The sequence below is a fragment of the Aquabacterium sp. genome, from assembly GCF_041909175.1.
Classification (GTDB): Bacteria; Pseudomonadota; Gammaproteobacteria; order Burkholderiales; family Burkholderiaceae_C; genus Aquabacterium.
The window spans coordinates 53,176-72,419 of the sequence record NZ_JAYRDZ010000006.1; the positions used below are offsets into that span (position 1 = coordinate 53,176).

At 60.5% G+C, this 19,244-nt stretch carries 20 protein-coding genes; 11 read left to right on the forward strand and 9 right to left on the reverse strand.

Annotated elements, in window-relative coordinates; genetic code table 11:
* The first annotated feature begins 6 nt into the window (after positions 1-6).
* Positions 7-885 carry a YbgC/FadM family acyl-CoA thioesterase gene (locus ACE3PH_RS10210; RefSeq protein ID WP_374318538.1) on the forward strand — a complete coding sequence of 293 codons (879 nt, stop codon included), beginning with the start codon at positions 7-9 and terminating at the stop codon, positions 883-885.
* Here ACE3PH_RS10210 and ACE3PH_RS10215 read toward each other — a convergent pair.
* From ACE3PH_RS10215 to ACE3PH_RS10225, 3 genes are all read right to left on the reverse strand, one after another.
* Positions 872-1,813, reverse strand: a complete 942-nt coding sequence (locus tag ACE3PH_RS10215; RefSeq protein ID WP_374318540.1) for an NRDE family protein — start codon at positions 1,811-1,813, stop codon at positions 872-874. The two genes, ACE3PH_RS10210 and ACE3PH_RS10215, sit on opposite strands and share 14 nt — an antisense overlap.
* 28 nt (positions 1,814-1,841) lie before the next feature.
* Complete coding sequence (locus tag ACE3PH_RS10220; RefSeq protein ID WP_374318542.1) at positions 1,842-2,123, reverse strand: DUF4936 family protein; 282 nt, start codon at positions 2,121-2,123, stop codon at positions 1,842-1,844.
* Positions 2,124-2,306: 183 nt separating this feature from the next.
* Positions 2,307-3,287: a folate-binding protein YgfZ gene (locus ACE3PH_RS10225; RefSeq protein ID WP_374318544.1), complete on the reverse strand. Its 981-nt coding sequence runs from the start codon at positions 3,285-3,287 to the stop codon at positions 2,307-2,309.
* An 84-nt stretch (positions 3,288-3,371) separates the two neighbouring features.
* Here ACE3PH_RS10225 and mltG point away from each other — a divergent pair, with 84 nt between their 5' ends.
* From mltG to ACE3PH_RS10255, 6 genes are all read left to right on the forward strand, one after another.
* Entirely contained in the window at positions 3,372-4,403 is a 1,032-nt protein-coding gene (gene mltG, locus ACE3PH_RS10230; protein WP_374318546.1) for an endolytic transglycosylase MltG, read from the forward strand.
* On the forward strand, positions 4,400-5,065 hold the full coding sequence (gene tmk / locus ACE3PH_RS10235) for a dTMP kinase (protein ID WP_374318548.1): 666 nt from the start codon (positions 4,400-4,402) through the stop codon (positions 5,063-5,065). Before mltG ends, tmk begins: the two co-directional genes overlap by 4 nt.
* The gene (gene holB, locus ACE3PH_RS10240) at positions 5,062-6,105 is read left to right on the forward strand and encodes a DNA polymerase III subunit delta' (RefSeq protein ID WP_374318550.1); all 1,044 of its coding nucleotides are present in this window, start codon (positions 5,062-5,064) and stop codon (positions 6,103-6,105) included. The genes tmk and holB overlap by 4 nt, the downstream gene beginning before the upstream one ends.
* A 116-nt stretch (positions 6,106-6,221) precedes the next feature.
* On the forward strand, positions 6,222-6,629 hold the full coding sequence (locus tag ACE3PH_RS10245; protein WP_374318552.1) for a PilZ domain-containing protein: 408 nt from the start codon (positions 6,222-6,224) through the stop codon (positions 6,627-6,629).
* Positions 6,630-6,676: 47 nt separating this feature from the next.
* Positions 6,677-7,456 carry a TatD family hydrolase gene (locus ACE3PH_RS10250; RefSeq protein ID WP_374318554.1) on the forward strand — a complete coding sequence of 260 codons (780 nt, stop codon included), beginning with the start codon at positions 6,677-6,679 and terminating at the stop codon, positions 7,454-7,456.
* Between the two features lie 147 nt (positions 7,457-7,603).
* Entirely contained in the window at positions 7,604-7,825 is a 222-nt protein-coding gene (locus ACE3PH_RS10255) for a hypothetical protein (protein WP_374318556.1), read from the forward strand.
* A gap of 4 nt (positions 7,826-7,829) precedes the next feature.
* Here ACE3PH_RS10255 and ACE3PH_RS10260 read toward each other — a convergent pair whose 3' ends face one another.
* Genes ACE3PH_RS10260 through ACE3PH_RS10270 form a run of 3 tightly spaced genes read right to left on the reverse strand, consistent with a single transcriptional unit; the run spans position 7,830 to position 10,782 of the window.
* Positions 7,830-8,861 (reverse strand): amino acid ABC transporter permease, encoded by a 1,032-nt coding sequence (locus tag ACE3PH_RS10260; RefSeq protein ID WP_374318558.1) that lies wholly within the window; start codon positions 8,859-8,861, stop codon positions 7,830-7,832.
* Positions 8,858-9,712 (reverse strand): ABC transporter permease subunit, encoded by an 855-nt coding sequence (locus tag ACE3PH_RS10265; RefSeq protein WP_374318560.1) that lies wholly within the window; start codon positions 9,710-9,712, stop codon positions 8,858-8,860. The genes ACE3PH_RS10260 and ACE3PH_RS10265 overlap by 4 nt, the downstream gene beginning before the upstream one ends.
* A gap of 29 nt (positions 9,713-9,741) precedes the next feature.
* Positions 9,742-10,782 (reverse strand): amino acid ABC transporter substrate-binding protein, encoded by a 1,041-nt coding sequence (locus ACE3PH_RS10270; protein ID WP_374318998.1) that lies wholly within the window; start codon positions 10,780-10,782, stop codon positions 9,742-9,744.
* 176 nt (positions 10,783-10,958) lie between these two features.
* On the opposite strand from ACE3PH_RS10270, the gene ACE3PH_RS10275 reads away from it, so the two are divergent.
* Complete coding sequence (locus ACE3PH_RS10275) at positions 10,959-12,107, forward strand: alpha/beta fold hydrolase (protein WP_374318562.1); 1,149 nt, start codon at positions 10,959-10,961, stop codon at positions 12,105-12,107.
* 66 nt (positions 12,108-12,173) lie between these two features.
* Here ACE3PH_RS10275 and ACE3PH_RS10280 read toward each other — a convergent pair whose 3' ends face one another.
* Both ACE3PH_RS10280 and ACE3PH_RS10285 read right to left on the reverse strand, forming a co-directional pair.
* Positions 12,174-12,536 (reverse strand): PilZ domain-containing protein, encoded by a 363-nt coding sequence (locus tag ACE3PH_RS10280; RefSeq protein ID WP_374318564.1) that lies wholly within the window; start codon positions 12,534-12,536, stop codon positions 12,174-12,176.
* Between the two features lie 60 nt (positions 12,537-12,596).
* Positions 12,597-14,183, reverse strand: coding sequence for a methyl-accepting chemotaxis protein (locus ACE3PH_RS10285; protein ID WP_374318566.1), 1,587 nt, complete (start codon positions 14,181-14,183; stop codon positions 12,597-12,599).
* Positions 14,184-14,381: 198 nt separating this feature from the next.
* Here ACE3PH_RS10285 and ACE3PH_RS10290 point away from each other — a divergent pair, with 198 nt between their 5' ends.
* Positions 14,382-15,674 (forward strand): diguanylate cyclase domain-containing protein, encoded by a 1,293-nt coding sequence (locus ACE3PH_RS10290; RefSeq protein ID WP_374318567.1) that lies wholly within the window; start codon positions 14,382-14,384, stop codon positions 15,672-15,674.
* Positions 15,671-16,954 (forward strand): diguanylate cyclase, encoded by a 1,284-nt coding sequence (locus tag ACE3PH_RS10295; RefSeq protein WP_374318569.1) that lies wholly within the window; start codon positions 15,671-15,673, stop codon positions 16,952-16,954. The genes ACE3PH_RS10290 and ACE3PH_RS10295 overlap by 4 nt, the downstream gene beginning before the upstream one ends.
* Here ACE3PH_RS10295 and ACE3PH_RS10300 read toward each other — a convergent pair.
* Entirely contained in the window at positions 16,890-17,801 is a 912-nt protein-coding gene (locus ACE3PH_RS10300) for a cation diffusion facilitator family transporter (RefSeq protein WP_374318571.1), read from the reverse strand. The two genes, ACE3PH_RS10295 and ACE3PH_RS10300, sit on opposite strands and share 65 nt — an antisense overlap.
* Before the next feature lie 101 nt (positions 17,802-17,902).
* Here ACE3PH_RS10300 and ACE3PH_RS10305 point away from each other — a divergent pair, with 101 nt between their 5' ends.
* Positions 17,903-19,231, forward strand: coding sequence for a DUF3422 family protein (locus tag ACE3PH_RS10305; protein ID WP_374318573.1), 1,329 nt, complete (start codon positions 17,903-17,905; stop codon positions 19,229-19,231).
* The last annotated feature ends 13 nt before the right edge of the window (positions 19,232-19,244 follow it).

The following is a 19,244-nucleotide window of genomic DNA, read 5'->3' on the forward strand; positions in this document are numbered from 1 at the left end:
TCCACCATGAGTCTGTCTCCCGCACCGTTTCCCTTCCACCACCGCTTGCGTGTGCGCTGGGTTGAGGTCGATGCACAGCAGGTGGTCTTCAACGGACACTACCTGATGTACGTTGATACGGCCGTAACGGAGTACTGGCGGACGGTTGGCTTGCCTTTTCCAGAGGGGCTCGCGCATTTCGGTGGCGAGGTGCTGGTGCGGCGCAATGAGCTGGAATACCACGCACCGGCTCGGCAGGATGACTGGCTGGATGTGGCCATCCGTTGCGACCGCATGGGGCGCACGTCCATGACGTTTGCCTGGCAGATCCGCTCTGGCGGTCGCCTGCTGGTGTCCGGCGAGACGGTTTACGTCATGACCGACCTGGCTACTCGCAAGCCCATGGCGGAGCCCGACGCTGTGCGCACGCAGATCGAGGCGCACGCGCGGTGTCAGCCCGTTCATGTGGTGCAGCTGGGCGACTGGAGCAGCCTGTGTTCGGGGGCGCAGGCTGTTCGGCGAGCCGTGTTCATCGAAGAGCAGGCCATACCCGAATCAGAAGAATGGGACGATGAGGATGCAACTGCCTGTCATGCCCTGGTGAGCAACCTTGCAGGCTTGCCGTTGGCCACGGCGCGCTTGATCACGCATGGTCTGGCGCCAGGGCATGCCAAGATCGGTCGCATGGCTGTGATTCGCAGCAGCCGTGGTGTCGGCTTGGGCGAGCGCCTGTTGCAAGCCTTGATCGACGAAGCCCGCAGGCAGCGCATCACCCAACTGAGCCTGCATGCTCAGACCAGTGCCCAGGGCTTTTATGCCCGGGCAGGGTTCGTGCCAGAGGGGGATGAGTTCGATGAGGTGGGTATCCCCCACGTGATGATGCAGATGGCGCTCACAGCGCCTTGATCAAGCTGCGTGCCCGGCTCTTCTTGATGGGCTGAGCAGCTGTGGTCGTCAAGGTGTGACCATCTTGCTCCGACACGGCACTGCTCTCGAATTCATCCATGGCCGCATTGGTGGCCTCGCTGTGACGTGGTGGCCAGTTCTTCAGTGTGACCCGCCGCAGCAACGCCACGCTGGTGCTGGGTGAGTATGTGCGTTCCATCACATGGGTCACCAGGCGTTTGTTCACCCGTTCCGTGATGATCAGGGTAGAGCACCGCGTGCCATACCGCCCATCTGGCGACTTGATCATCGCCGATGACAGCAATCGCTCCCACTCGAGTGACACCCCCGTTGCTGGCAGGTGCTCATCGGCATATTGGCGTGGGTCGGTGAGGGCCTCGAACAGCTGCATGCTGAGTGCGTCGACATCGGCGGCGTGTTGAACGGCCTCCTTCATGCGTTTTTTCAACGCCAGCGTCTTCGGCCAGGGGGTGTCGAGCAGACCATTCGACAGTCCGAAAAGGCCTTTTTCAAGCCGTCGGGGAAACGGGGCACCATTGTTGACCCAATAACACTCACCCATGGCGAAATCGAGCGCCAGCAGGTTGAAGCCGTTGTAGCCGGTCATGGCCAACTGTGGCCAGAGCCGGTCCATGCTCACATTGCCGTTCAGCCATTGCGGGACGATGTCGCCCCTCGATGGAGCATCCGGATCCAACTTGAAAGGGTCCCGCACATTGGTCACCACACCCAGGCGGCCAGCCGCAGTCAGGCCGAGCCACGTGCCGCCAGCTTGCAGATCGCGTCCACCCAACACTGCAGCGCCCCCCTGTTCTGGCTGCCACCAGCTGAGTCGCGCGGCCGGCCGCTCGAAGAACTCGTCGCGGTTACCGGCCAGTACAAATGGGAAACGGCTGCTTTGATCCAGCGCCAGGGCTACCAGGCACATGTCTTGTCCTCGAAATAGCGGGGTGCGGTCAGGCACCCACAAATGATTCAGTGTGTCGTTCACCCACACGCCCGGCTGGCAAGGTAGCACCAGCGTGCTCAATGGCCTGCCGCAGCGCCCGGGTCACACCTCTTGGGTGTTCGTATGTTTCCATCCAGGTCTGTTGCTCACCCAGCGCGTCGGTCCTGATCCACAGCCTGGCATTCAGGCCCGGATACTTGTCCATCAAATCGGCCTGCATTTTGCGAGTGGCGGTGGCCAATCCTTCGGCGTGGTGTGCATCTACCTTGTAGTAGGTGAACAGGGCCACGCCGGAAACTGCACGTGAAGAAGGCTGAAGCAGCGACACGGGTTGCAATCAGTTAGGGTTCAGGAAGGAACCCCCATAGGTTACCCGTACGGAGCGCCGAAGCAAGGGCATATGCCGCAACGCAGCATATGGCAGCAGGGCAGCCGGCCACAAATTGCCGGATTTCAGGCAGGAAACAAATCCTTACGCGTTGTCTTCGGCTGAAGGCAGGGCGTAGGGCAGTTCAGCAAGCCGCAAGGCAGGGCCTTCGGCAGCGCCCACATGCCAGGGGGTGTCGAGCGCCTGGATCTTCAACTCGACCAAAGCCGAGTAAGTGCCCGACGCATCCGGACTGGGGGCCGCATTCACGACCATGCCACCAGGTTGCGTTGGGTCAGCAGCAGAGAAAACCTCTTGCCCAGCCTGCATGGGTGCATCGGCATGGCAGAGATAGGTTCGGCGCTTGAGCGTGCCACGGTACTGGCTACGGGCAACCACCTCTTGTCCGGGGTAGCAGCCCTTCTTGAAGTTCACCCCGCCGACGAGCTCGTAATTCACCATCTGCGGAACAAATTGCTCGACCGTGGCAGGCTCAATGCGGATGACACCACTCATCACCTCCAGCCAGGCCCATTGGTTTGCGCTCACCGCAGGCAAACCCTGCATGACGGCCTCCAGGGCGGAGCGAGGGCCCACCCAGAGCGCGCGCTGAACGCCGTAGGCATCAGACAGTCGGATCAGCACGCCTTGCCCGGATGCGTGGAGAGCTGATGCCATGGGCGTGGTACCCACTGTGGCAGCCTCACAGGCTGTCTGTGCCGCAGCCCCCAACAGACCAACCACAGCGAGATCAGCCCGGGCATCGAGCACCTTGACCTTGCTGCGCAGCACGAACATGCTCAGGCGCTTGGCGATGGCGGGCAACACACCGGCATCTGTCAGCAACCAGAATGTCTCGCTGTCCGGGCGCACGACCGTGAAGCTGGCCTGCATGCGCCCCTTGGCTGAACAAAAGGCCGCCAGACGCGCCTCTTTGGCTGTCAGGGAGTTCATGTCCTGACTGAGCTGCCCGTGCAGGAAGGTGGCGGCATCCGCCCCCTGAGCCGATATGACACCGGTCTGGTCCAGCAGGACGGCACCGTTGAAAACGGCGATATCTGGGGTGGGGGTGGCAGATGCGTGCATGGGGCTCATTATCATCACGGTCAACGAGATCTCAATCAAAACAGCATGTTCCTGACTTTCTTGGTACGGCGCTGCCGTAGGGTTATGCGGCCAACACCTTGCGTGCAGCATGGTGGCGCGCTGCGCAGCCTGTTGTCCCTGGTGGCGCTGCTGGCTGCCATGCTGGGCGGTGCGGTGTTCTGGTGGGCCAACCAACCCCTGTCTTTGCGGACCAATGAGGTGGAATTGGCCATTGAGCCTGGCACCACGCCACGCGAAATCGCCCGCGGTTGGGTTCAGGCGGGGATTGACGCCCCCCCATGGACCCTGTACGAATGGTTCCGCTGGTCTGGCCAGTCACGCAACATCAAGGCGGGCAGTTACCTGCTGGAGCCTGGCGCAACACCGCGATCCCTGTTGCGGATGATGGTGCAGGGCGATGAGCACCTGGCCACCGTTCGGTTGATCGAAGGCTGGAGCTACCGCAAATTCCGCGACGCCTTGTCTCAGGCAGATGGGCTCAAGCAGATCACGACGCAGATGACCGATGCCCAACTCATGGCCGAACTGGGCAGCCCGGGCCTTGCACCGGAAGGTCAGTTCTTTCCGGATACCTATTCCTATGCCAAAGGGAGCACCGATCTGGCCGTTTTACAACGGGCTCACCGCGCCATGCTGAAGCATGTGAATGAGGCTTGGGCAGCGCGGTCGCCATCCAGTCCTTTGCGTTCGCCGCAAGACCTGCTGGTGTTGGCGTCGATCATCGAAAAGGAAACCGGCAAGGAGTCTGACCGGCCCATGGTCGCTGCGGTGTTCTGCAATCGACTGCGCATTGGCATGCCCCTGCAGACCGACCCGACCGTGATCTATGGTCTGGGCGACCGCTTTGATGGCAATCTCAAACGCATTCATCTGCAGACGGATACGCCCTTCAACACCTATACCCGTGCGGGCTTGCCGCCTACCCCGATCGCCATGCCGGGCAAGGCATCCCTGCTGGCAGCGATTCATCCGGCCGAAAGCAAGGCGCTGTATTTTGTGGCCAGAGGTGACGGCAGCAGTGCGTTCAGTGAGTCGCTTGCTGAGCATAATCGGGCGGTGAACCAATTCCAACGCAATCCACAGAAGCAGCCATGAGCCAGGATACGCCCGCGCAAGTCAGCGCATTTGTGAGCAGCATCCAGGGCCGCTTCATCACCTTTGAAGGCATTGATGGCGCAGGCAAGACCAGCCATCTGAATGCCATGGAGGCGCAATTGCGCGCTGCTGGCCTGGACGTGGTCCGTACCCGTGAGCCAGGCGGCACCCCACTGGCTGAGAAGCTGCGCGAGTCGGTGCTGCATGATTCGATGGACCCACTGACCGAATCACTGCTGGTGTTCGCTGCCAGGCGGGATCACCTGGTTCGGGTGATCGAGCCGGCACTCGCCCGTGGCGCCTGGGTATTGTGTGACCGGTTCACCGATGCCACCTTTGCCTACCAGGGTGGTGGCCGTGGTTTTGACCAAGGGGTCTTGCAGACCCTGGAGCAGTGGGTGCAGGCAGGGCGACAGCCCGAACTGACCTTCCTGTTTGACTTGCCTCCTGAAACGGCGGCTCAACGGCTGGCTGCCGCGCGCAGCCCGGATCGTTTCGAATCGGAAGACCGAGCCTTTTTCGAGCGTGTACGCGCTGGCTATCTGGCCCGCCAGCAAGCCATGCCGGAGCGCTTCGCGCTCATTGATGCCAGCAGGACACCTGATGAGGTGGGCGAGCAGGTTCATGGGGCATTGCTGAGCCGGGGTTGGGTGCGCGCATGAGTGACGCTACGCCATCTTCATTGCAGACCTTGCCTTGGCTGGAGCATTCCCTGACGGATGCGCTGGCTCAGGTCAGAGGTCACGCCACCCTGGTTCATGGCCCGGAAGGGGTGGGGCAGTTCGAGTTCGCCATGGCGCTGGCGCAGTCGTGGCTGTGCGAAGCCCAGCCTGAAGGAGTGGCGCCCCGGCTCGCCTGTGGCCGTTGCCCCAGCTGTCATCTGGTGGCTGCGCGATCACATCCTGACCTGGTGGTGGTGGTGCCGGAAGCCTTGCAAGCTGCCCTGGGCTGGGGTGATGGGTCTGATGAGGCTGCCGATGGCGCTGAAAAAGGGAGCAAAACGCGCAAGCCCAGCCAGGACATCAAGGTGGAGGCCATCCGCCAGGTTGTGCAGTTTGCCCAGAACACGGCATCGCGTGGTCGAGCCAAGGTGGTGGTGATCCACCCGGCCGAACGCATGAACACCGTTGCGTCCAACACCTTGCTCAAGACGCTCGAAGAGCCGCCTGGCATGGTGCGTTTCGTCATCAGTGCCGGCTCGCTCGATCAGATCCTGCCCACCGTGCGCAGCCGATGTCAGGCTTGGCGTTTGCCTTTGCCTGATGAGGCGAGGGCGGTGCAATGGCTGGCCTCTGAAATACCTGGTCTGAACCAGGATGCAGCGCTGACCTTGCTGCACGCGGCGGGTGGCCAACCTCTGACCGCCCGTGACCGCTATGCACTGGGCCTGGATGCGACCCGCTGGCCGCAAATCCCCAAGGAAGTGGCGCATGGCAATGTGGCCGTGTTTGCGGGTTGGCCCATTCCGCTGGTTGTCGAGACACTGCAAAAGGTCTGTCATGACCTGTCGTGCGTGGCCGCAGGCGGACAGCCACGCTATTTCCCGGTGGAAGCGGTTCAAGCCGGGGGGGATCTCACCCGCCTGACTAGCTGGGCTGCCGAGTTGCGCAAGGCGGCACGGCATGCTGAACATCCCTGGAACCCGGGATTGCGGATGGAGGCTCTGCTGCAGCAAGCTAGGGTTGCATTGAGGCGACGTTGAGCGCCTGCGGACGTGTCCAAACGTAAAGTCGACTCTGTTTGCGGGTAATTTCACGTTTCATTCAAACGTCGCACCGCTAAACTGTTCCAACAATGAGTGAATTCCAGACTACCGCCATGCCTTCTGCGCTCGCCGCCAACGGTGGAGCGCGCGCAGCTGCGGGCGGTGCTGCGGCTGCAGCGGGTGCACGTCCCAGTGTGATCCAGCTGGTTTTCCGCGAGAAGGGGGCCCTGTATGCGGCCTATATCCCTTCCTTCACGGATGGTGGTCTGTTTGTCCCGACCACACGAGACTACAAGCTGGGCGAAGACATCTATCTGCTGCTGTCATTGCCTGATGAGTCCCAGCGTTACCCGGTGGCAGGCAAGATTGCCTGGATCACGCCGGCCAATGCCTCTGGTGGTCGCACCCAGGGCGTAGGCGTGCGCTTTCCCGCTGATGAAAAGACCCGCCTGCTGCGCATCAAGATCGAGCAGTTGCTGGGCACCTCGCTGTCTGGCAGCAAGCCCACGCAAACACTTTGAGTTTCAGGCAAGATCTCGGGTTTCCCATTGCCCGAATCGCTTGAATCATGTTTGTCGACTCCCACTGTCACCTGAATTTCCCCGAATACGCTGACCACCTGGATCACGTTCGTTCGGAAATGGCTGCGGCCGGGGTTGATCGTGCCTTGTGCATCAGCACGACGCTGGAAGAGTTCCCCGCCGTGCAGGCATTGGCTGCACGGTTCGACAATTTCTGGGCGACCGTGGGCGTTCATCCGGATAACGAAGGGGTGCAAGAGCCCAGCACAGCGCAACTCATCGAGTTGGCCGGGCTTCCCAAAGTGGTGGGCATTGGTGAGACGGGTCTGGATTACTACCGCCTTGGAGACCGCTCCGTGGTCGATATGGCCTGGCAACGTGATCGCTTCCGTGTGCACATCGAAGCTGCTCTGGAAACGAATCTGCCCATGGTGATCCACACGCGCAGTGCCAGCGACGACACACTGGCCATCTTGCGCGAAAGTGGGCAAGGGCGTGCGCGTGGGGTGTTCCACTGCTTCACCGAGAACGAAGCGGTGGCCCGTGCCGCGCTGGACCTGGGCTTCTACATCTCGTTTTCAGGCATTCTGACTTTCAAGAATGCTGCTGATCTGCGTGAGGTGGCACGCATGGTGCCGCTGGACCGCTGCCTGATCGAAACCGACAGCCCTTATCTGGCACCGGTACCTTATCGTGGGAAAACCAATTCACCCGCCTACGTACCCTACGTCGCCAAGCAACTGGCAGAGTTGAAAGGGGTTTCCCCTGAGGAGATCGGGCAGGTGACCTCGACGAACTTCGAGCAATTGTTTGCGATCAAGGCCTGAATAGCGGCCAAGACCCCATCTTTTTTCGGACAGCGTGTCAGAAAATTTCTGACACGCGGTTTGGATGTGCGGTGACTTACGTACTCCGGCCGTCGAGCCTACAGTGATCCCATCACAAACGGCATCGGAACACCCACCGGAGGCATCATGCAAAAGCAAAGTCTGCACACCAATCCCTTCGCCCTGATGATGGACCCTGAGGCAGTTTTGCAGGCCATTGAGCGCTCCGACCGTCTGAACCGACTGCAAAGCCGGGTCTGCCGCCCATTGGACAAGCCGCTGATTCCGCACGTGAGCGCAGACATCGACGCCTTTGATCACGAAGTCGATGATGCGCCCGACATCGAGCCTGAAATCGGCAACGATTGAGCCGCTATTGCTGGGCTGTGGCGCCGATCCAATGCCGTTCCAGTCGGCGCCCGGTCCAGGCCAGTGAGAGACACATGGCCGCATAAATGGCACCCACGAAGAGGTAGCCTTCGAAGTAGTAGGGCCGCCATACAGGGTCTCCGCCCAGGCTGAGAGACAGTGAGCCCGTCAGTTCGTGGAGGCTCACGACCACGACCAGGGAGGTATCTTTCAGCAAGCCGATGGCGTGGTTGACCAGCCCGGGCAGCACCGCCCTGAGCGCCTGAGGCAAGACCACGCGAGTCTGGGCCTGCCAGTAGCTTCCTCCCAGCATCTGGGCTGCGTCTTGCTGGTCCTTGCCAATGGTTTGCAGCCCTCCGCGGACGACTTCGGCGAGGTAGGCCGCTGAAAACAGCGTGAGCACCAGGCCTACCCGCCACAACAGCGCCAGCTCTACCCCACCGAGCATGATCGGCAGCACAAAGGCTGCCATAAACAGTTGCATGACCAGGGGCAGCCCTCGTACCAGTTCGATCACGCTGCGTGCAGGCCAACTGAGCCATCTGAAACGTGATCGGCGACACAAGGCCAGGACAATACCGAGCGGGGCAGACAGGACCAGGCTGCACCAGAAGAGCAGCAAGGTCAGTGGCAGGCCGCCCCATTGAGCGGGGTCGACCACATGCAAGCCCCACAACCCTCCGCGCATCAGCAACAGGGCGGATACCAGGCTTGCCCCAGCGAACGAGGCTGGCCAAAGCCACGGCGTCTGGTGTCGCTTCAGCAGCAGACCGGCAGAACCCGCCAGCAGCAGCCCTGTCGCCGTGGCAGCACGCCACTGATCTTCATAGGGGTAGTGACCCAGCAGGAGAGGGCGGAATTTTTCAGCGACCACGCCCCAGCAAGCGCCATGGTGAGCCAGCTTTTGACAGGCCTCGGCGTCAGGGGCAAAGACCGCTTTCAAGATGCCCCAGTCGACCAACTGCCATGCGAGCAGAGCGCACAAGGCCCACCAGACCAGGGTGCCAACCAGTGCGGGCCATCGACGCGACGTCATGCCTGCCCCCTGATGGCGTACCGGAGGTTGAACCAGTTCATCACGGCCGATGTGGCCAGGGACAAGGCCAGATACAGCAGCATCATGACGGCGATGCAATCGACAGCTTTGCCGGTCTGGTTGATGGTGGTGTTGCCCACCGAAACGAGATCGGGGTACCCGATGGCCACAGCCAGCGATGAATTCTTGATGAGGTTGAGGTACTGGTTGGTGAGCCCCGGCACGATGGTGCGCAAAGCCTGAGGGAGCACCACCTTGCGCAAAATCTGTGATGGGGTCGCGCCCAGGGTTTCCGCGGCCTCTTCCAGAGAGTGCGGCACGGCTTCCAGACCGGCACGCATGATCTCCGACATGAAGGCTGCCGTGTAGACGACCAGTGCCACAAACAGAGCCAGGTATTCAGGTGTCACGGCGGCACCGCCGGCGATGGCAAAACCATCCAGGGCCGGAACGTGCCAGTGCAAGCCTTGGACTGTCAGCTCGGGCCAGGGAAAGGCGAGCCCGCCCTTGCTCAGCCAGACCCCCGGCAGCAACTGCAGGGCATCCTGGGTGTCGGGCAGCCACTCCACGAGCAGGAAATACCAGATGAACAACTGCAGCAGCAAGGGCACGTTTCGGATGAGCTCCACCACCATGGTGGCGAGGCTGCGGGCCCCCATATGGCGCGAGCGCCGCATGAGTGCCAGCAACAGCCCGACAACGGTTGCGGCGACGATGGCGGGCAGGGCGACGCGGAGCGTGTTGGACAGCCCGACCAGCAGGGCGCGCCACAGGGGCTGACTTGCGTCATAGACCATCAGGCCCGTCTCGCCAATGTCAAAGCCGGCGGGTTGGCTCAGGAAATCCAGCATGTGGAGAGTAGGGGGATCGCTCGGTTGGTTCAGCGAATGGGTGGTGCATAAACGATGCCACCCTGATTCCACAGCCGGTTGAGGCCGCGCTGCAGCTTGAGAGGCGATTTCGCCCCGACATTCCGGTCAAACACTTCACCGTAGTTGCCCACCGATTTGACGATGCGGTAGGCCCAGTCCTTGTCCAACCCAAGCAGTTTGCCCATGTCTTCGCCGGTACCGACAAAGCGCTGGATGGCCGGATCGGTACTCTTGCGTTGAGCATCGATGTTGGATTGCGTGATACCCAGCTCTTCCGCTTCAATCAGCGCGAACACGCTCCATTTGACGATGGCCAGCCAGTCGTCATCGCCACGCTTGACCATCGGGCCCAATGGTTCCTTGGAGATCAGTTCCGGCAGGATCACATAGTCATCCGGGTTGCTCGCTTCCTTGTTGCGCACGCTGGCCAGGCCTGATGCATCCGTGGTGTAGGCCTGGCAGCGTCCTGAAAAGAACGCCTTGAAGGCCCCCTCGAAGGTGTCGAACACGACGGGCTTCATCGGGATACCGTGCGCCCGGGCGTAGTCAGCCAGGTTCTTTTCCGTGGTGGTGCCTGCCTGCACGCATACCTGGGCGTTGCGCAATTGCTTGGCGCTGGTGATCTTGAGTTTCTTGGGGACCAGGAAGCCTTGCCCGTCGTAATACGTGACAGCAGCCACGTGCATCCCGATGGAGGCGTCACGCGTCAGGGTCCAGGTCGTGTTGCGCGACAGGATGTCGATCTGGCCAGACTGCAGGGATGTGAAGCGCTGCTGAGCATTGAGCGGCGTGAACGTGACTTTGGATGGATCACGCAACACGGCAGCAGCCACGGCCCGACACACATCGACGTCCAGCCCTTGCCATTGCCCCTTGGCATCGGGGGCAGAAAACCCCGCGACGCCGGTGCTGACGCCACAGCGGAGCATGCCGCGCTGCTTGACCGCGTCCAGGGTTTGACCGGCCGAGGCGGGTGCACTGAAGCTCAGAGCGAACAGCGGTATCAGCAGAGCCGCGATGTGGTGCCGTGGATGGAATCGCATGGACAGAGGATCCTGGTTGAGCGAGGTAGATACAGGTGTCAGTTGCATAAGTGCTGCAGAATCGCATGGCGGTGGCCGCTGCTGGTTTGTTCAGGCGGCAGCTGGGTCTACGCGCATATGTGATTGCCCAAATGTTATTCTGGGTCGCAAATCACGTTCACAGATTTGAAGAAGGATGCACCATGTCTACTGCAAGCAAGCACAAGGCCCGAACGCAAAACAGCGTTCCGTGGTTCTGGCCCGTTGAGTTCCTGTCTGCCGTGACGCAGGAAGAATGGAAGAGTTTTTTGCGCGGGGTGGAGACGGTGACGGAGGCTGTCAAGCTCGATACCGGGCTGACGCCGACCTTTGCCACCCCCAACAAGGTGCTGCTGGATCTGCACACCATGCGGTTCCGGGATTTCTCTCCAGCAACGGTTTCTGATGTCGAGATCCCCACCATTGTGGATGCGCCATATGCCGGGCACCCGTCATCCATCGCTGATTTCTCCGAGGGACAAAGTCTGGTTCAGACACTGCAGGCCCATGGTTTGAAGCGGGTGTATGTGACGGACTGGAAAAGTGCGACACCCGACATGAAGGATTACGACATCGACAACTATCTGGCCGAACTCAATGTGGTGGTCGATCAGGTTGGCGGTCGAGTGAACCTCATCGGGCTGTGTCAAGGTGGCTGGATGTCTGCCATGTATGCGGCACGGTTTCCTGACAAGGTTGCCAGCCTGGTGCTCGCCGGATCACCGATCGACACCGATGCGGGTCACGGGTCGATCAGGGACATGGCTCATAGCCTGCCCATGGACGAGTTCCACAAACTGGTAGAACTGGGAGGCGGATTCATGCGGGGGCGCTTCATGCTCGCCGCATGGAAGAACATGCACCCCGATGTGCAGTACTTTGGCAAGTACGTTGATCTGTACGAGCACATTGATGACCCGGCCTACGTCCGCAAAAGCGAAACATTTGAAGCTTGGTACGAAAATCCGATCGACTTGCCGGGGCGCTGGTATCTGCAGGCCGTTGAGCAACTGTTCAAAGAGAATCGGTTGGCCAAGGGCCAGTTCGTAGGGCTTGGCAAGAAGCTGTCACTCAAGGACATCCGGTGCCCGGTGACCTTGCTGGCTGGTGAGTCAGACGACATCACGACGAAGGAGCAGGTGTTCAACGCGGACAAATTCCTGGGTACACCGTCAGCCGACATCCTCAAGTTGTTGGCACCCGGTGGGCACATCGGCTTGTTCATGGGGAGCCGTACCTTGCGTGAGTTCTGGCCGGACATCACGAAATGGATCGTTCAAAAAAACACGCTGCTGGCACCGGTGCGTCGATAATTAATCATCCACAATGTATATTATGTAAACCATCCGGTGCACGAGAAAGGCAAAGCCTTTCGACGCTCAACTCCATACCCACTTCTTGATCAGATTGACGGTGGTCTCGTCGACCGCCGTGAACTGCAGGCCAATCTTGAACATGTGGTTGTTCATGACCTGATAGGCAACCTTGCCTCGCACCTGAACGTAGTGCAGTTTGGTACGGTCTTCTGGTGCGGGGATCGCCAGCGCCACATGCAACTCTGTGCCTTGGCGATATGGATGGTCACCAACGAAACACACCCCGCCAATGGATGCATTGATGACCTTCGCGTCCAGATACTGGCTGGGGCCCGCGACGATACGGGCTCTCCAGTTGACATTGATGCGTTCATGTTCCCGGGCATTGCCGGCAACGTTGCCTGCTGCAAGAGGCTTTCCTTCCACCGCGAGTTCCTGTTCTGACTACAAACATGATCAAAGCCCGCGTATTCTGAAGGAAAGCCGTCACGTGCGTGTGGATGAGGTCATTGAGAAAAATGCGACGGAGCGGACCAGATCTTCAGCCTGTTGCTTGAGTGCACTGGCGGCGGCGGCGGCTTGCTCGACCAGCGCTGCATTTTGCTGTGTGGTGCTGTCGATCACGCCAATCGATTCGCTGATCTGAGCAATCCCTTCAGCCTGATCGCGAACGGCTACTGAAATTTCGGAAATGACATCGCGCACCTGCTTGACGGCGGTCACTGCGGCCGAAATGGTGGAACCCGCCTCGCCGACCAGGGACGATCCACGCTCAACCCGATCAACGCTGTTGGTGATCAACTCCTTGATTTCTCGTGCTGCGTTGGCACTTCTTTGCGCCAGTGCCCGTACCTCCGATGCCACCACTGCAAAACCGCGACCTTGCTCGCCGGCCCGGGCGGCTTCCACCGCGGCATTGAGGGCGAGGATATTGGTCTGGAAGGCAATGCTGTCAATGACCGAAATGATGTCCACGATCTTCTTGGAACTCTCATGGATTTCGTTCATGGTGTGCACCACGTCTTGAACAGACTGCCCGCCCTGCTCCGCCACTTCGCAAGCCTTGATGGCCAGCGTGTTGGCCTGGTTGGCATTTTCGGCATTGTTGCGAACCCCGGATGTCAGCTCATCGATGGTCGACGCGGTCTGCTGCAGGTTGGAGGACTGGATTTCCGTTCGGTTGGACAGGTCCTGGTTGCCGGAGGCAATTTCCGATGAGGCGTGGACCACCATGTCTGCGGCCTGACGGACCTGGGTGACCACCTGGCTGAGGTTCGTGTTCATGCGCTGCAATGCCGTCATGACCTGCCCGGTTTCATCGTCACTGACATGCTTGAAGTCGGCATCAAGTCGCCCATCAGCGACACGTGTGGCCACTTGCACGGCTTCATGCAAGGGGGTGGTGATGCCTCTCATGACAACCACCGATGCGACCGCAGCAACGCACAAGGCAACCACAACAAGCGCAACCATCATGCCCAGTGCGCGGTTGATTCGGCTGCTTGCATCTTCGTGCGCTTCGGCCATGTGGCTCGTCATGCTCTTTTGCAGCGTGGCCACGATGGCATCCATCTTCGCGGTCGGGGCACGGTCAATGCCCTTGACGGCAGCATCGACCACATGGGCACTCTGATCCGGTGTGGCTGGATCATATTTGGCGAGTGCCGCCAGGTACTTTTCCATCAACTGTTGGTGCACCTGCAAGGCCTCGGTGACATCGCCACGAGAGCCGCCTGCTGCATCGACCAGTTCCAGCAACTCGGTCAGATGTTGTTGTGTGACCTTGCCTTCTTTGAGGAATCCGTCACGGTACTTCGCAAAAGCTGTGGGGTCGCCACCTCGAAGCAGGGTGTTCTTCCATTCCTGAACCTGGATTTTGAAGGCAACCTGTGCTGAACGGGCCTTGTCAACGGCCTGCTGGGAGGTTTCAGCCTGATGGATCAAGTTGTCGAGTTGTGCTCGATCAGTGCTCATGGCGCGCCAACTGAGCGCCCCCATGAGGATCAACAACAGGCTCAGCAAAGCAGAGAGTGCACCAATGCGTGTGCCGATCGGCAGGTCTTTCCATTTCATGTCCGCAATCCTTTGATTGGAATGCCGGTTGGACGCTCAGGAAAAGCAAGGTCGGCCGGCCATAGGGGTCAATGGGACTATGGATTGAAATGAGCCTGTAAAACTGGGAAAAAACAAGCGGTATTTCGCTGCATTTTCGAGTTTGAGGGGGGTGATTACAGTGTGGTTTCAGGAGAGGAAGGGGCAGGAAGTTCAGGCATGAGCGAAGCAGTGAATTACCCCGCTGTGTCGGAATGGGGCGCGCCCACGGACTTTGTTCCCCCGCAGCCGGAACTGGGCCCGGTATCGATCGATTCGACCGCCCAGATCGAGCGGTTGATCCAATCCGGCTGTCCCTCTCTGGTGTTTCCCGGAGCGCTGGAGCAGCGCTTTCTGCACGATACCGCGGCAGACCGATTGCGCGTCATGGTCGGCAGCATGTTGCTGGTCATCGTGCTGTTCAATGGCTACCTCCTGTCCGACTGGTACATGATCCCGGACGTCTTTCATGAGGCGCTGGTGATCCGCCTGGGCGTTTTCACGCCGGGTTGCCTGATCATGATTTACCTGCTGAACAAGATCCGCCGCCCACGTCTGCGCGAGTTCATGCTGATGCTGGGGGGCTTGTCCGGTGCGGCCGTCGCGGTGTACATGCCGTCTATCAGTCGAGACGCCATGGCCGGCCCTTACCTGGTGTGTCTGGCCAACACGGTCATGTTCCTGCATGCGGTGGTGCAAATGCGCTTCTGGTTTGCGCTGGTGATGGACGTCATCGTCCTGATGCTGTTTGCCACCGCCCTCCTCTTCGTGCCGCCCTTCCCTTTGGCCATCATGGTGCCGGTGTTGCTGGTGATCCTTTCCACCATGACCTTCAACCTTTATGGCTGCTATACCGTCGAGCGCGACGAGCGCCTGAGTTGGTTGCACCGAGCGCGCGAAGCGGCGTTGACGAGCGCACTGAAGGATGCCAATGAGCGGCTCGACAAGCTGTCGCGATCAGACTTGCTCACGCAAGTGGCCAACCGCCGTCACTTCGATGAATTCCTCACACAGGTCTGGGGCCGAGCAGCCCGAGACGGCAGCCCGGTGGCTTTGTTGCTGATCGATGTGGACCATTTCAAGTCATTCAATGACCGATATGGCCACCCCGTGGGTGACGAGTGTCTGAGACAGGTCGCCAGCACGCTCAAGCGCCGGTTGCGTCGCCCAGGGGATCTGGTTGCCCGGTTTGGTGGGGAAGAGTTTGTAGCCGTGCTGCCCGGGCTGACGCTGGAAACGGCGCAGCAGGCAGCCGAGCGGGTCAGAGAGGCAGTTGAGCGCATGGCTCAACCACATGCAGGCTCCACCACGGCGCAGGTGGTGACGGTCAGCATTGGCGTGGCCAGCATGACTGCGCACGATCCTTTGTCATCGCAGATGACTTTGGTGACCCGCGCGGACGATGCGCTCTACCAGGCCAAGGCTGAAGGCCGCAACCGCGTGTGCCTCTGGCGAGACGAGGTGTCTGCATGAGTTCCTCGACCCGTCTGGAACAGATCCAGCACCTGCTGGAGTTCGGTTTTCCCGGCTTGCGGTTTCCCGCCGAGCTGGAACGCGGTTTTTTGCTGGAGTCGACCCCCGCACGATTGCGGCAGTTCTTTTTCAGTGGCTTCTTGTCGCTGCTGGTCTACAACGGCTTCTTGATCGTTGACTACCTGATGATGCCGGATGTGTTCTGGCTGTCCGTGCAGTTGCGGGTACTGCTGTTTTCTCCGCTGAGCCTGTTCGGTTTGCTGATGATCTGGCATTTCCGCCATGCTGCCTTTTGGCGAGACCCGAAATGGCTGGATCTGGCGGTGCTGGGCAGCGGCTTGCTGGCAGCCGTTTCACTGCTGGTCATTCTGGTGAATGCATCAGGCCCCTGGCGGGATTTCTATCAGGTTGGTTTTGCAGTGGTCGTCATGTATGGCAACCAGGTTCAGCGACTGCGCTTCAACGCCGCACTGGCTTTTTCCGTGATCCTTCAATTCATCCAGCTGGGCTGCCTGCTGTGGCTGCCGCATGCGATGAATCGGGTCCTGTGGCCCATGACCCTGCTGATGCTGACCATGGTCGGCTTTTCTCTGTATGCCAACTATGTGATGGAGCGCGATGAGCGTCGGCGCTTTCTGTTGGCCCAGCATGAAAAAGAGCTCAGCAAGGAGCTGGCGGTCATCAACCAGCAGTTGCAGCAACTGTCGCGCGTCGATGTGCTGACGGCGCTCTACAACCGGCGCCACCTGCATGAGTACCTGGACCAATGCTGGTCACGCGCCCGGTTGGAGGGGGCTGCCATCAGCATCATCATGATGGATGTCGATCATTTCAAGGCCTATAACGACTGTTATGGGCACCCGCGTGGTGACGCCTGCCTCCGGCAGGTGGCTGACGCCATGCAGCGCAGCCTGAGGCGCCCCGGTGACCTGGTCGCACGCTATGGCGGAGAAGAATTCATTGCCGTGTTGCCGCATGCGGATCTGGATACCGCTTTGGCTGCGGCCGAGCGCCTGCGTGCTGCCGTTGAGTCGCTGGGTTTGCCGCATGAGCGGTCATCGACCGCCCAGGTGGTCACAGCCAGCATTGGTGCCGCAACGGTTCTGGCCAGTCTGCCAGGTGCCTCACCGCACAGCCTGATCGCAGCAGCTGATCAGGCGCTCTATGAAGCCAAGCGCTCAGGGCGCAACCGGGTGGCGGTGGTCGACGCCGGGTTCAGTGAGGGTCGCCAACCGGGTCCAGATGGGTCATCACATCCAGGACTGGCAGCAGCTTCATGACACGGTCGCGGGCCGTGGCTGCGATGTCATGCCCTGCCTTCACGCTGAGGTTGCCATCGACCTCGATGTGGGCATCCACCAGGATCATGTCGCCCATCTTGCGGGTGCGTACGTCGTGCACACCGCGAACGCCTGGCGTCTGCTTGATCGTGTCGATGATCTGATCGATCTGTTCCTGCGAGGCCGAGCGGTCCATCAGGTCGTGCAGGGCATCCCAGCCGAACTCCCAGCCCATCTTGGTCACCATCAAACCGACGACCAGCGCGGCGACGGGGTCCAGCAGCGGAAACCCGAGCAGGTTGCCGATGATGCCCAGTGCGACCACCAGGGAGGATGCGGCATCCGAGCGGGCATGCCACGCATTGGCAACCAGCATGCTGGAGCGCACGCGTTCTGCAATGCGCAGCATGTAGCGAAACAGGAATTCCTTGGAAACCAGGGCCAGGCCTGCAACCCACAGTGCGACCGCTTGCACGCGGGGAATGTCTTCGGGCGTCGTGAGTTTGTGGACGGCACTCCACAGCATGCCGATGCCCACAACCAGCAGCAACACACCCAGTGCCAGCGAGGCCGCTGTTTCATAGCGGTGATGGCCATATTGGTGGTCGTCGTCGGCTTCTTTGTGGCTGTGGCGGTTGGCCAGCAGCACGACAAAATCGGCGATCAAATCGGACAGCGAGTGGATGCCGTCGGCAATCAGTGCCTGGGAGTGTGCCAGCACCCCGGTGAGGACTTGTGCGGTGGTCAGCACCAGGTTCACCCCCACACTGACCAGGGTGCTCTTCGTGGCGGCAGCCTGTCGTTCGGGGCTGTCTTGTTCGGGGTCGTCGCGTGGTGTCAGATCCATGGAAAAGGTCGGATTCGTGTCCTGAAATGCCAATTGCTGTATGAGAATGATAGCGAAGCTACCTTAACAAACCCTGAAACCATTCCCCTGCCGTATCGCCTATGACCGACCAGACTGCTGTCATCCAAGCCCTGCCGCCAGACGATGAACTCCGTGAGGTGCTGCATAACGAGGTGCATGCGCGCCCGTCTGCCCGGATCCGTCTGCCTGCGCTGGTGATGCTGGTGGCCGTGCTCAACGAGGGGGTCAGTCGTGCGGACGAGTGGGCCCATTTGCAGCAGTTGCCAGGTCAATCCGGCCTGACGCTGGATGACCTGCGTGACAACTTCCTGCGCTTGCGCTTTGCCGACCACACGCTGAAATGGGAGCGTCACAGCGAGTTCACCCGCTATGTGCTGGTTCAGCCGCTGCCGGACAAGGTATGGCCCGATGCGGTGAAGCCTGACCTGCTGCAGGGGCTGGTGCTTGACCCTGCCTGGTTGCGTACCATTCCGGGCAAGACCGTCGCAGCTATCCAACTGGTCATGGTCAATGAAAACATTGACGACCCCCATGCGGCGTTGGCCAAGGGGCAGCAGTGGTTTGGTGGACGTACGGTGGTCGCCTCGATGATGGGCAATGGCCACTCGATTGCGGTGACCAACTTCAAACTGCAGCCAGATGGGTTCGAGCGGATTCTGGTGCTCGCCCCACATGACACCTCACCTACCCGGGCCGGCCGGATTTCGCAGCGTTTGCTGGAGATGGAAATCTACCGGCTGATGGCTTTGCGTGGCCTGCCAGTGGCAAAGCAGTTGTCGCCCAGTCTGGCCGAAGCCGAGGCCGAACTGGCAGATGTCACCGCACGGCTGGAGGCCCGGGAGGTCTCGGAAACCGAGTTGCTGGACCGGCTGATTCACGTGGCGGCCGGCGTGGAACGCGCCACGGCGCAACACGCTTACCGTTTTTCTGCAACGCATGCGTACGACGCCCTGGTTCGTCAGCGCATCAACGAATTGCGGGAAAAGCCCATTCCAGGCACCCAGACGATGGGCGAGTTCATGCAGCGCCGCTTGTCTCCGGCCATCGCGACGGTGGCCGCCACCTCGCAACGCCTGGCATCGCTGTCGCAGCGGATCGAGCGCTCGAGCGCCCTGCTGCGCACCCGGGTCGACATTGCCACCGAGAACCAGAACCACCAACTGCTGGCCAAGCTGACACACGGGCAAGAGTTGCAACTGAGCTTGCAAACCACGGTGGAAGGACTGTCGATTGCCGCGATCTCTTACTACATGGTCAGCCTCATTTTGTATGTCGGCAAGGCCTTGAAGCTGGCCGGGCTGCCCATTCAACCCGAGTTGCTGGCGGGCGGCATGATCCCCGTGATCATGTTCGGTGTCTGGAAAGCCACCCAGCGCATTCACGCCAAACTGCACGGGCAACTCCACTAGACAGCTGCCACAC